Here is a 12042-nt window from a genome sequence, read left to right as displayed (position 1 = left end):
GACACCCAGGCGTAAAAATGTGGAAGGAACTTGCTCCCACATTGTTTAAGCGCGTCGTCCTTGAAATCAGCTCAATTCCAGCCAGATCGGCGCATGGTCCGAGGGTTTTTCCAGGCCGCGCAGTTCGTAATCCACCCCCGCATCCTTGATCCTGTGCAGCAAGCCGTTGGACGCCAGGATCACGTCGATACGCAGGCCACGCTTGGGCTCATCTTCAAACCCACGGCTGCGGTAGTCGAACCAACTGAAACGGTCGGTCACGTCGGGGTTGAGGTGGCGGAAGCTGTCCACCAGGCCCCAGTTCTTCAGGCGGGCCATCCACTCGCGCTCTTCCGGCAGGAAGCTGCACTTGCCGGTTTTCAGCCAACGCTTGGCGTTGTCGGCGCCAATGCCGATGTCGCAGTCTTGCGGGGAAATATTCACATCGCCCATCACCACCAGCGCCTGGTCGTTGCTGAACTGGCTTTCCAGCAACTGTTGCAAGTCGGCGTAGAAGCGCTGCTTGGCCGGGAACTTGGTGGGGTGGTCGCGGCTTTCGCCTTGGGGGAAATAGCCGTTCATGATGGTGACCGGGTTGCCTTGCGCATCGGCGAAGGTGCCCCAGATAAAGCGACGCTGGGCGTCTTCTTCATCGCTGGCAAAGCCCTTGTGTACGCTCAATGCTTCTTTGCGCGAGAGCAGGGCCACACCGTAATGGCCTTTCTGGCCGTGGTAGTACACGTGATACCCCAGGGCCTGCACGTCGGCCAACGGGAACTGGTCGTCGTGGACCTTGGTTTCCTGCAGGCCGATTACATCGGGTTGATGCTTTTCAATCAGCGCCGCCAACTGATGCGGGCGAGCCCGTAGCCCGTTGATATTGAAAGAGACGATTTTCATGGTCGGCTGTCCAGTCTGGAAAAAGGGCGATGCTAGCCGACAAGTCGGACGGGGGCCAGCGTGGCGGTAGGACGGATGCACTGCTAATGTCTGGGAACGACTCGCGCTGCGTAAGTTCGTACCCATAAGAACGCCGTCTTTTGAATGGCGCCCAGGGAGATTCACCGTATGCCTGACACTTCAACTGCGATTGCCGAAATCCGTCTGCTCAATAGCGACTATTCCCGCGAAGCACGCTCCCTGTTGTACCAGGCTTATCGCCATGAGCCGACGTTCGCCTACATCTTCGAAGCTGAGCGCCCGGGGTATGAGCAGCGGGTGCGCGCCACCGTGCGCGAGCTGGTCAAACAGCATTTCTTCCAGAAACTTCCCGCCATCGGCCTGTTCGTCGACGACCGCTTGATCGGCATTGCGTTGATCGCGCCGCCCCAGCGGCGCCTGGGCATCACCGAGAGCTGGGCCTGGCAATTGCGCATGTGGTTGAGCACCGGTGTGCGCGGTACGCGGCGTTACCTGGATTATCACCAAGCGGTACTGGCGTGCCTGCCCAGCGAGTCGGTGCATGTATTGCCGTTGCTGGGCATTCACCCGCAATTCCAAGGCAAGCACTTCGGTGAGCAACTGCTCGGCGCGGTACACGACTGGTGCGCCGAGGACCCGCATTCGTCCGGCGTGGTGCTCGATACGGGCAACTCGCGTTACCTGGAGTTCTACAAGCGTCAGGGCTATGAGGAAATCGGCGAAGTCGCCATAGGACCGGTCCTTGAGCATGTGTTTTTCCATGCCAATCCGCAGCCGTTACAGGCGGCAACGACTTGAGTCAGGATTTTTCAGATAAATCCGAGTTCAAAGACGCTCCCCAGCTCGTGTAGCATCCGCGCCTATGAAGTTTCCAGGAAGATTTACCAGCGGCTTGATTCTGCTGTTCACAAGCTGCGGCGCTTTGGCGCAAAGCGAACTGGACGTGCGCGTCAAACCCTCAAACGACGCGTTGAAAGCCAACATCGAAGGCTACATCGGCGGGGTAGGCGATCGCGATGAAGAAGCGTTGCTGCGGTTCAGCCGTGGCGCCGAGGAGCAGGCGCGCAAAGCGGCCCAGGCCTTGGGCTTCTATCAGCCGCGGATCAGCAGTGATGTGCAGGGCGGCAAGAACCCGCGCCTGACCCTCACCATCGACCCCGGCGAACCGGTGCATTTGCGCAACGTGACTATTCGGGTCGATGGCCCGGCGGCGGCCCTCAAGGCCTTTCGTGTGCCCGCCAGCAACGACCTTCAAACCGGTGCCGTGCTCAACCACGGCCATTACGAAGACGCCAAGCGTCTGATCCAGAACCAGGCCTCGCGCTACGGTTTCTTCAGTGGGCGCTTTACCCGCCAGACCCTGTCGGTCGACCCCAAGGCGGGCGTCGCCGATATCGAACTGGTGTATGACAGCGGCCCGCGTTACACCTTGGGCAAGGTCAGCTTTGCCGGCAATACGCCCTTTGATGAAGAGCTGCTGCAGCGCATGGTGCCGTTCAAAAACGGTGCGCCCTACGATTCCGAACTGATCGCCGAGCTGAACCAGAACCTGCAAGGCAGCGGCTTTTTCGAGGGCGTGCGGGTGGACGCCGCGCCGGCCGCGTCGACTAACGATGTCATTCCGGTCGCGGTGCAACTGGAAACCCGCAAGCCACGCACCATGGGCCTGGGCCTGGGTTTTTCCACCGACGTCGGCCCGCGGGGCAAGGCCAACTGGACGCGCCACTGGGTCAACTCCCAGGGTCACAGTTACGGCTGGGAAGCCGAACTGTCGGCGCCACGGCAGAACGTCGGCCTGTGGTACGACATCCCGCTCGACCCACCGCTTACCGACAAGCTGCGTTTCGCCGGCGGCTACCAGAATGAAGAGCTGGCCAACACCGACACCTTGAGTAAATTGCTCACTCTCGGCCCGGAATGGCACAGCAAGTTGCCCAGCGGCTGGACCCGGGTGATCTCCCTCAAGTGGCAGCGTGAAGAGTATCGTTTGGGCGACGATTCGGGCCTCAGCAACCTGCTGATGCCGGGGCTCAGCTATTCCTATCTGCGCAGCGACAACCGCATCGATCCCCACCACGGCTACCACCTGCAATTCGACACCAAGCTGGCCAAGGAAGGTCTCGGCTCCGACACCAACCTGCTTTACGGCACGGCCATGGTCAAAGGCCTGACCACCTTGTGGGACAACCACCGCTTCCTCGCACGGGCGCAAATCGGCGGCAGTGCCACCAACGGCTACAAGTCGGTGCCGCCGTCGCTACGCTTCTTTGCCGGTGGCGACCAGAGCGTGCGTGGCTACGAGTACCAGACCCTGTCGCCGGAGAACGACCGCGGCGACCGCATCGGTGGCCGCTACATGGTGGCCTTGAGCGCTGAGTATCAATATTCCATCGCCGAAAAATGGCGGATCGCGACCTTTATCGACCAGGGCAACTCTTTCAACACCCTGGAAATGCCCAGCCTGAAAACCGGCGTGGGCGTCGGCCTGCGCTGGGTGTCCCCCGTCGGGCCGATTCGCCTCGACCTGGCCCATGCCCTGGAAGACCCGGGCGGTATTCGTTTGCACTTTTCCATGGGGCCTGAGCTGTGATGCGTGGTTTGAAAATAGCCGGGCTGGTTGCCGTCGGCCTCCTGGGCGTGGTGTTGCTGGCGTTGTGGACGGTACTCGGGACCCAGGCGGGCAGCCGTTGGGCGTTGGGCCAGGTGCCGGGCTTGAACGTGGACAATTTCCAGGGCCGTTTGGGCGGTCAGTGGCGCGCCGATCATCTGGTGTGGCAGCAGGGCAGCAGTCGCGTCGAACTTAATGCGCCGACCTTTGACTGGTCGCCAGCCTGCCTGCTGCGCATGACGCTGTGCATTGATCGGTTGGATGTGGATCAAGTCAGCCTGCAATTTGCGCCGAGCACCGAAGAGAGCAGCGGGCCGCTTCAGTTGCCGGCGCTGAAGTTGCCGGTTGCGCTCCAGTTGGGCGAGGTTCGCGTCGGCAGCCTGCTATTTAATGGCAGTGAAGAACTCAAGGACCTGCAATTGGCCGCACATTGGACCGCCGCCGGCCTGCAAATCGATGCCGTACACCTGCAACGCGACGACCTTGTGCTGGACCTGTCGGGCCTGCTTCAACCTGTCGGCGACTGGCCGTTGACCGCCAGCGGCAACCTGAGCCTGCCCTACGCGCCAGACGGCGCGCCGTGGACAGTCGCGCTCAAGGTCGATGGCGACCTGCTCAAGACCCTCAAGCTCGACGCCGACAGCAGCGGCTACCTGTCGGCCACGCTCAGCGGCGAGTTGCAGCCGCTGGTGGAAAACCTGCCGGCGCAACTGCACATCACCGCCGACGCCTTCAAACCCAGCGCCGATTTGCCGGACACCCTGCAACTCAATCAACTGGACCTGACCGCCAAAGGCGACCTGAACAGCGGTTACCAATTGCTCGGCAAAGCCTTACTGCCGGCGGAAAAAGGCCCGGTGGCTATGCTGCTGCAAGGTCGGGTGGACGCCAAGGGCGCGCAAATCGCCGGTCTGGATCTGACGGCCGGCGACAAACAAAGCCTGAAACTCACGGCACAGCTGGATTGGCAGCAAGGCTTCAGTGCCGACGCCAAGATCGATTGGCTGGACTTCCCCTGGCATCGCCTCTACCCATTGATCGACGAGCCGCAGGTCACCGTGCGCACCTTCAATGGCGAAATTTCCTATAAGGACGGCAACTACCTCGGCAACCTCAAGGCCGACCTCGATGGCCCCGCCGGCAAATTCAATGTGGTCACACCGTTCAGTGGCGACCTCAAGCAAGTGTTCCTGCCCGAGCTGAAACTGGCCGCTGGCCAAGGCAAGGCCGTGGGCCACCTCAACCTGCAGTTCGCCGACGGCATCGCCTGGGACACGGCGCTCGACCTGTCGGCGTTGAACCCGGCGTACTGGCTCGCGGAATTGCCGGGCACCCTGGCCGGACCGCTGCGCAGCAAAGGCGAGTTCAAAAACCAACAGCTCAAGCTGAACGCCGACCTCGACCTCAAGGGCCGTCTTCGCGGGCAGCCCGCCGTGTTGGCCGCCAAGGCCGAAGGCGCGGGCGAGCAATGGACCCTGGCCAACCTGGATATCCGCCTGGGCGACAACCGCATCAACGGCAGCGGCAGCCTGCAACAACGCCTGGCGGGGCAGATCGATATCAAACTGACGCGTCTGGCCCAGTTGTGGCCGCAGTTGCGCGGGCAGATCAATGGCCGACTCGATGTGGCCGGCAGCCTCAAAGCGCCGCAAGGCAAACTCGACCTTAAGGGCCAGCAACTGGCGTTTGCCGACAATCGCCTGCAAAGCCTGAGCCTCGACGCCACGCTCGACAACGCCCAGCGCGCGAAGATCGACCTCAAGGGCAGTGGCATCCAAAGCGGCGACACCCAAGTCGGCACACTGACTGCCAGCGCCCAGGGCGATATCAGGCAGCAGAAGGTCCAGTTGGATCTGGCCGGCCCACTGGTCAAGCTGGCCCTGGCCCTGGACGGCAACCTCGACAAAGGCAACTGGCGTGGGCGCCTGGCCAGCGGTGACGTGCAAGCCGGTGGCCAGGACTGGAAGCTGCAGGCCCCGGCGAAAATCGAGCGCCTGGCCGATGGCAAGTTGACCTTCGCCGCTCACTGCTGGGTCGCAGGCACGGCCAGCCTGTGCGGTGAAGACCAGCGGCTGATGCCCGAACCGAAGCTGCGTTATCACCTCAAGCAATTCCCCATCGACAGCCTGGCCGCCTGGTTGCCCAAGGACTTTGCCTGGCAGGGCACGCTCAACGCCGACGTACAGCTCGACCTACCGGCCAGCGGCCCCAAAGGCGTGATCGCGGTGGATGCCAGCGGCGGCATTTTGCGCGTCAAGGATAAGCACCAGTGGCTGGATTTCCCCTACGACACGCTGAAACTGGACGCCACCCTCAACCCCAAGCGCATCGACACCCGGCTCAACTTCCAGGGCGGCAAACTCGGTGAGTTGCTGTTGCAGGCACAGATCAACCCGCTGGCGAAAAACAAGCCGATCAGCGGCACCTTCAGCCTCACCGGTCTCGATCTTGCTGTGGCGCGGCCGTTTGTGCCGATGGTGGAAAAACTCCACGGCAAGCTCAACGGCAATGGGCGTATCTCCGGTGGTCTGTTGGCGCCGCTGGTCAACGGCAACGTGAACCTGGTGGGTGGCGAAATTTCCGGGCCGCAACTGCCGATCAGCCTCGAAGGTTTGAACGTGCAGGCGCTGATTGCTGGCGAAAGTGTGCAACTCGATGGCGGCTGGCACAGCGGCAAAGCCGGGCAGGGTAGCTTCAAGGGCCATATCGACTGGAGTCGCGCCCTGGTGGTCGACCTCAGCCTGCAAGGCTCGCAACTGCCGGTCACCGTCGAGCCTTACGCGGTGCTGGAAGTCGCGCCCGACCTGAAGATCAGCCTGAAGAACGACAAGCTCGCGATCGCCGGCAAGGTGCAGATCCCGCGCGGTGATATCACTGTGCGCGAATTGCCGCCGTCGACGGTCAAGGTCTCCGATGACACGGTGATCGTCGGCGCCCAGACCGAAGAGGGCAAGCCGCCCATGGCGATGGCGATGGATATCGACGTGGCGGTCGGTGAAGACCAGCTCAACTTCTCGGGCTTCGGCCTCACCGCCAAAGTGCAGGGGCATGTGCATATCGGCGACAACCTGGACACCCGTGGCGAGCTGTGGCTGAACGATGGGCGCTACCGTGCCTACGGCCAGAAGCTCAATGTGCGTCGAGCGCGGCTGTTGTTCGCCGGGCCTCTTGATCAACCGTTCCTGGATATCGAAGCGGTGCGGGTCACTACCGAGCCCTCCAGGACCGTCACCGCCGGTATCCGCTTGAGTGGCAGTGCCGAACAGCCGACGACGCAGATCTTCTCCGAGCCGGCCATGGCTCAGGAGGATGCGTTGTCATACCTCGTGCTGGGACGTTCGCGCACCACCACGGGTGAAGACAACAATATGCTCGCCCAAGCCGCCCTGGGCCTGGGCTTGATGGGCAGTGCCGGGGTGACCTCGGACATTGCCAAGAACCTCGGCATCCAGGACTTCGAACTCGACACCCAAGGCAGCGGCACCAACACCGCCGTGGTCGCCAGCGGCAAGATCTCGGAGAAACTCAGCCTGCGTTATGGGGTTGGGGTGTTCGAGCCGGCCAGCACCATTGCTTTGCGCTACCTGTTGAGCAAGAAGGTCTACCTGGAAGTGGCCAGTGGCGTGGCCAGTTCGTTGGATATTTTCTACAAACGGGATTTCTAGATCCGCCGTCGATGAAAAAGTGCGAGCGGGCTCGCTCGCACATACCAAGCAAGCTAATTATTCCATTTGACATTCGCTGCCTAAGCAGTAATATCTCGTCACACATTCACTGCCTAGGCAGTAATAAGGTGACTTTCGATGAAGCACTTCACCCCGGACAACTTCCACAACTGCCAACTTGGGCTGTTGCTCGGCCGTGCGGCCATCCTTAAAGACAAGATCATCGACACCCATATGGAACCCCACGGCATCACCGCCGCGCAGTTCAAGGTGTTGATCATCATGGCGCAGTTCGGGGTCGACACCCCGGCGGAGCTGTGCCGCAACCTGTCGCTGGACAGCGGTTCGATGACCCGCATGCTCGACCGCCTGGAGCAAAAGGGCCTGCTTGGTCGCAAGCGTTCGGAGCTGGACCGCCGCCAAGTGCAGTTGGTGCTGACGGATGACGGTCAGCGCCTGGCGGACATGCTGCCCTACATCGGCGCCGAGGCGTTGAACCAGTTGGCCAGCGCACTGGAACCGGGTGAGTTGCAAACCCTGGAAAAAATCCTCAAGAAAATTCTGATAGCTGCCGGTGATCCCATCACCCTTCAGCGGGTAGGTAGAGAATGAACACACGTGCCCTTTGCCTGGTGCTGGCGGCCATGAGCATGGCCGGTTGCGCCAACTTCAGCGGCCTCGACACTCAGGGCCAGCGCCTCGACGCCAACACCCTGCAGACCGGTAAGTCGTTGACCGGCGTGACCCTGTCGAGCGCCGCCTGGCCCAGCGCCGACTGGTGGAAAAGCCTCGGCGACCCGCAGCTCGACGGCCTGATCCAGGAAGCCCTGCAAAACAGCCCCGACATGCAAGTGGCCAGCGCCCGTGCCCATCAGGCCGAAGCCGCCGCCTATGCCGCCAATGCCGCACGCATGCCGACCCTGGACGCCAGCGCCGGTGTCAGCCGTTCGCGCCTGGCCAAGGACCAGGACCCGCTGGGGCAGGGCGATGCCTACTCGACCGTGCGAAATATCGGCGCGAGCTTCAACTACAACTTCGACCTCTGGGGCGGCCAGCGTGCTGCCTGGGAAGCCGCCTTGGGCCAGGCCCGCGCCGCCGAAGTCGACCAACAGGCCGCGCGCCTGACCCTGGCGGCCGATGTGGCCAAGGCCTACAGTGATTTGGGCCAGGCCCATATCGTGCGTGACCTGGCCAATGACGACCTCAAACGCACCCGGCAAATGCTCAACCTGAGCCAGCGCCGCCTCAACTCAGGCATCGACAGCCAGTACCAGTTCCAACAGACCGAAAGCCTGGAAGCCAGCTCCCAGTCGCAACTGATCGATGCGGAAAAACAACTGCAGAGCGCCAAAATCGCCCTGGCGGTGTTGCTCGGCAAAGGCCCGGATCGCGGCAACGAACTGGCGCGTCCGGCGGTGCTCAAGCCCAGCGCCGTCGCAGTGCCTTCGGTGCTGCCCGCCGAATTGCTGGGCCGCCGCCCGGACCTGATCGCCGCCCGTTGGCGTGTAGAGGCCGCGAGCAAGAACATCGCCGCCGGCAAGGCCAACTTCTACCCCAACCTCAACCTGAGCGCGAGCGCCGGGGCCGAGTCGTTGCTGGGGGACGCGATGTTCGGTTCGGCCAGCCGGTTCTTCAACATTGCGCCGACGATCTCGCTGCCGATCTTCGACGGCGGTCGCCTGCGCGCCAACCTCGATGCGCGTGATGCCGACTACGACTTGGCTGTGGCCCAGTACAACAAAACCCTGGTGCAAGCCCTGGGCGATATTGGCAACACCCTTTCACAACTGCGCGAAACCGGTCGGCAGATCCAGGCCCAGCAACACGCCGCGGACATTGCCCAGCAGTCCTACGACACCGCGATGCTGCGTTACAGCTCTGGGATCGGTAACTACCTGGACGTGCTCAGCATCGAGCAGCAATTGCTGCAAGCGCAGCGCCAGCTAGCGGCCCTGAATGCCGCGCAAATCGATTTGTCGATCCAATTGATGCAAGCCCTGGGTGGCGGCTACAGCGCCGCAAACGTGGCGTCGACCACCCCAGCTACACGCACGGAATAATTTGAGGTAACTGACATGGCCACTGCCGAAAGCAACACCGCAACGGGAAAACCCGATAACAACCCACGCAAACGTAAAGTGATGCTGATCGGCCTGACGCTGATCGTCATCCTCAGCGTCGTCGGCGTGTGGGGCTGGTATGAACTCTACGGTCGCTTCAATGAAAGCACCGACGACGCCTACGTCAACGGCAACGTGGTGGAAATCACCCCGCTGGTCACCGGCACGGTGGTCAGCATCGGCGCCGACGATGGCGACCTGGTCCACGAAGGCCAGGTGCTGATCAACTTCGACCCCAACGACGCAGCCGTCGGCCTGCAAAGTGCCCAGGCCAACCTGGCCCGCACCGTGCGCCAGGTGCGAGGGTTGTACAGCAACGTCGATGGCATAAAAGCCCAGGTCAATGCGCAGAAAGCCGACATGCAAACCGCCCAGGACAATTTCAACCGGCGTAAGACGCTGGCCCAGGGGGGGGCGATTTCCCAGGAGGAGCTGTCCCACGCCCGCGACGGGCTGACTGCGGCCAAGAACGCCCTGACCAACCTCGAACAGCAGCTCAAGACCAGTACCGCCCTGGTGGATGACACCGTGATCTCGTCCCATCCGGACGTGCAAGCTGCCGCCGCGCAACTGCGCCAGGCCTACCTGGGCAATGCGCGCAGCACCTTGATCGCCCCCGTGACCGGCTATGTGGCCAAGCGCACCGTGCAACTGGGTCAGCGCGTGCAGCCGGGCACGGCATTGATGGCGGTGATCCCGCTGGACCAGTTGTGGATCGACGCCAACTTCAAGGAAACCCAACTGCGCAATATGCGCATCGGCCAGCCGGTGGACATCGAAGCTGACATTTACGGCAGCGATGTGAAGTACAGCGGCACCATCGACAGCCTCGGCGCCGGCACCGGCAGTGCGTTTGCCTTGCTGCCTGCGCAGAACGCCACCGGCAACTGGATCAAGATCGTGCAACGGGTGCCGGTGCGCATTCATATCAATGCTGAAGAATTGGCCAAGCACCCGCTGCGCGTGGGCTTGAGCACCGTGGTCAACGTTGACCTGCACGACCAGAGCGGCCCGGTATTGGCGCAACAGGCGCCGCAAAAGGCCTCGTTCACCACCAATGTGTATGATCGCCAATTGGCCGAGGCTGACGCCATGATCACTCAGTTGATCCATGACAACAGCCTCGCCGCGCCCAAGGCTGCGCAACGCTGATGAGCAATAACGCGTCCTTCTCGCCGCCCAGCTTGCTGATGGCCACTATTGGCCTGTCGCTGGCGACTTTCATGCAGGTGCTTGATACCACGATCGCCAACGTGGCGTTGCCGACCATCTCCGGCAACCTCGGTGTGAGTTCGGAGCAGGGCACCTGGGTGATCACCTCGTTCGCGGTGAGCAACGCCATTGCCCTGCCGCTGACCGGCTGGTTGAGCCGGCGCTTTGGCGAGGTGAAGCTGTTTCTCTGGGCCACCATTCTGTTCGTGCTGGCCTCGTTTCTTTGCGGTATTTCCACTTCGATGCCCGAGCTGATTGGCTTTCGGGTGCTGCAAGGCTTGGTGGCCGGGCCGTTGTACCCGATGACCCAAACGCTGCTGATCGCGGTCTACCCGCCGGCGAGGCGCGGCATGGCCCTGGCGTTATTGGCGATGGTCACGGTGGTGGCGCCGATTGCCGGTCCCATCCTCGGCGGTTGGATCACCGACAGCTACAGTTGGCCGTGGATCTTCTTTATCAACGTGCCCATCGGCATCTTTGCGGTGATGGTGGTGCGTTCGCAACTGAAGAAACGCCCGGTGGTCACCAGCTACCAGCCGATGGACTATGTGGGGCTGTTGAGCTTGATCGTCGGGGTCGGCGCGTTGCAGATCATCCTCGACAAGGGCAACGACCTGGACTGGTTCGAGTCCAACTTCATCCTCGTGGGGGCGGCGATTTCGGTGATTGCCCTGGCGGTGTTCATCATCTGGGAGATGACCGACAAACACCCGGTGGTCAACCTGCGGCTGTTCGCCTACCGCAACTTCCGCATCGGCACCATCGTGTTGGTCCTCGGCTACGCGGGCTTCTTCGGTATCAACCTGATCCTGCCGCAGTGGCTGCAAACCCAGATGGGCTACACCGCGACCTGGGCCGGCCTGGCGGTGGCGCCGATCGGTATTCTGCCGGTGCTGATGTCGCCGTTTGTCGGCAAGTACGCGCACAGATTCGACCTGCGCCTGCTGGCGGGCCTGGCGTTCCTGGCGATTGGCTTGAGCTGCTTCATGCGCGCCAACTTCACCAATGAGGTGGACTTCCAGCACATCGCCCTGGTGCAGTTGTTCATGGGTATCGGCGTGGCGCTGTTCTTCATGCCGACCTTGAGCATCCTGATGTCCGACCTGCCGCCGCACCAGATCGCCGACGGTGCAGGTCTTGCGACCTTCCTGCGGACCCTGGGCGGTAGCTTCGCGGCCTCGCTGACCACGTGGATCTGGATTCGCCGCGCGGACCAGCACCATGCGTACATGAGCGAGAACATGACCACCTATGACGCGGCCACCCGCAATGCACTGGACGCACTCGGTGGGGCAGGGCACAAGGCTTATGCGCAGTTGGACCAGATCCTCACCAGCCAGGCGTACATGATGTCCACCGTGGATTACTTCACGTTGCTGGGGTGGATGTTCATGGGCTTGATGCTGCTGGTGTGGCTGGCCAAGCCGCCGTTCACCGCGAAGGCGGGGCCGGCTGCATCAGGGCACTGATCTGCCCGGGCTGGAAAGCAATCAACCAAGGTTGGAATGCAATCTGTCAAGGCTGGAATGCAATCAGC

8 protein-coding genes are annotated in these 12042 nt (G+C 62.1%); 7 read left to right on the top strand and 1 reads right to left on the bottom strand.

Going from position 1 to position 12042, the window contains the following annotated elements; all coding sequences use genetic code 11:
- Positions 1-66: 66 nt before the first annotated feature.
- Positions 67-879, bottom strand: coding sequence for an exodeoxyribonuclease III (gene xthA, locus ACS5Q8_RS18200; protein ID WP_276193582.1), 813 nt, complete (start codon positions 877-879; stop codon positions 67-69).
- A 168-nt stretch (positions 880-1047) separates the two neighbouring features.
- Between xthA and ACS5Q8_RS18195 the strand changes: the two genes are divergently transcribed.
- The 7 genes from ACS5Q8_RS18195 (at position 1048) to ACS5Q8_RS18165 (ending at position 11974) form a co-directional block, all read left to right on the top strand.
- Positions 1048-1698 carry a GNAT family N-acetyltransferase gene (locus ACS5Q8_RS18195; RefSeq protein WP_276193581.1) on the top strand — a complete coding sequence of 217 codons (651 nt, stop codon included), beginning with the start codon at positions 1048-1050 and terminating at the stop codon, positions 1696-1698.
- 64 nt (positions 1699-1762) lie between these two features.
- Complete coding sequence (locus ACS5Q8_RS18190) at positions 1763-3490, top strand: autotransporter assembly complex protein TamA (RefSeq protein WP_426102150.1); 1728 nt, start codon at positions 1763-1765, stop codon at positions 3488-3490.
- A complete protein-coding gene (locus ACS5Q8_RS18185; protein ID WP_465159292.1) occupies positions 3490-7173 on the top strand; it encodes a translocation/assembly module TamB domain-containing protein in 3684 nt (1227 codons plus the stop codon). Before ACS5Q8_RS18190 ends, ACS5Q8_RS18185 begins: the two co-directional genes overlap by 1 nt.
- A 138-nt stretch (positions 7174-7311) precedes the next feature.
- A complete protein-coding gene (locus tag ACS5Q8_RS18180; protein ID WP_247407614.1) occupies positions 7312-7785 on the top strand; it encodes a MarR family winged helix-turn-helix transcriptional regulator in 474 nt (157 codons plus the stop codon).
- The gene (locus ACS5Q8_RS18175) at positions 7782-9233 is read left to right on the top strand and encodes an efflux transporter outer membrane subunit (RefSeq protein ID WP_276193578.1); all 1452 of its coding nucleotides are present in this window, start codon (positions 7782-7784) and stop codon (positions 9231-9233) included. The genes ACS5Q8_RS18180 and ACS5Q8_RS18175 overlap by 4 nt, the downstream gene beginning before the upstream one ends.
- A 15-nt stretch (positions 9234-9248) precedes the next feature.
- Complete coding sequence (locus ACS5Q8_RS18170) at positions 9249-10445, top strand: HlyD/EmrA/EmrK family protein (protein ID WP_276193577.1); 1197 nt, start codon at positions 9249-9251, stop codon at positions 10443-10445.
- Complete coding sequence (locus tag ACS5Q8_RS18165) at positions 10445-11974, top strand: DHA2 family efflux MFS transporter permease subunit (protein WP_276193576.1); 1530 nt, start codon at positions 10445-10447, stop codon at positions 11972-11974. The genes ACS5Q8_RS18170 and ACS5Q8_RS18165 overlap by 1 nt, the downstream gene beginning before the upstream one ends.
- The last annotated feature ends 68 nt before the right edge of the window (positions 11975-12042 follow it).

It is taken from the genome of Pseudomonas sp. PAMC25584 (assembly GCF_058135675.1).
Note: the sequence above shows the minus strand (reverse complement) of the source record. Positions and strands in the feature narration are given on the sequence as shown.

Bases quoted from the DNA above. Each gene is read 5' to 3' on its own strand.
- ACS5Q8_RS18185 (WP_465159292.1), top strand. From the start codon at position 3,490: ATGCGTGGTTTGAAAATAGCCGGGCTGGTTGCCGTCGGCCTCCTGGGC.
- ACS5Q8_RS18165 (WP_276193576.1), top strand. From the start codon at position 10,445: ATGAGCAATAACGCGTCCTTCTCGCCGCCCAGCTTGCTGATGGCCACT.
- ACS5Q8_RS18180 (WP_247407614.1), top strand. From the start codon at position 7,312: ATGAAGCACTTCACCCCGGACAACTTCCACAACTGCCAACTTGGGCTG.
- xthA (WP_276193582.1), bottom strand. From the start codon at position 879: ATGAAAATCGTCTCTTTCAATATCAACGGGCTACGGGCTCGCCCGCAT.
- ACS5Q8_RS18170 (WP_276193577.1), top strand. From the start codon at position 9,249: ATGGCCACTGCCGAAAGCAACACCGCAACGGGAAAACCCGATAACAAC.
- ACS5Q8_RS18190 (WP_426102150.1), top strand. From the start codon at position 1,763: ATGAAGTTTCCAGGAAGATTTACCAGCGGCTTGATTCTGCTGTTCACA.
- ACS5Q8_RS18175 (WP_276193578.1), top strand. From the start codon at position 7,782: ATGAACACACGTGCCCTTTGCCTGGTGCTGGCGGCCATGAGCATGGCC.
- ACS5Q8_RS18195 (WP_276193581.1), top strand. From the start codon at position 1,048: ATGCCTGACACTTCAACTGCGATTGCCGAAATCCGTCTGCTCAATAGC.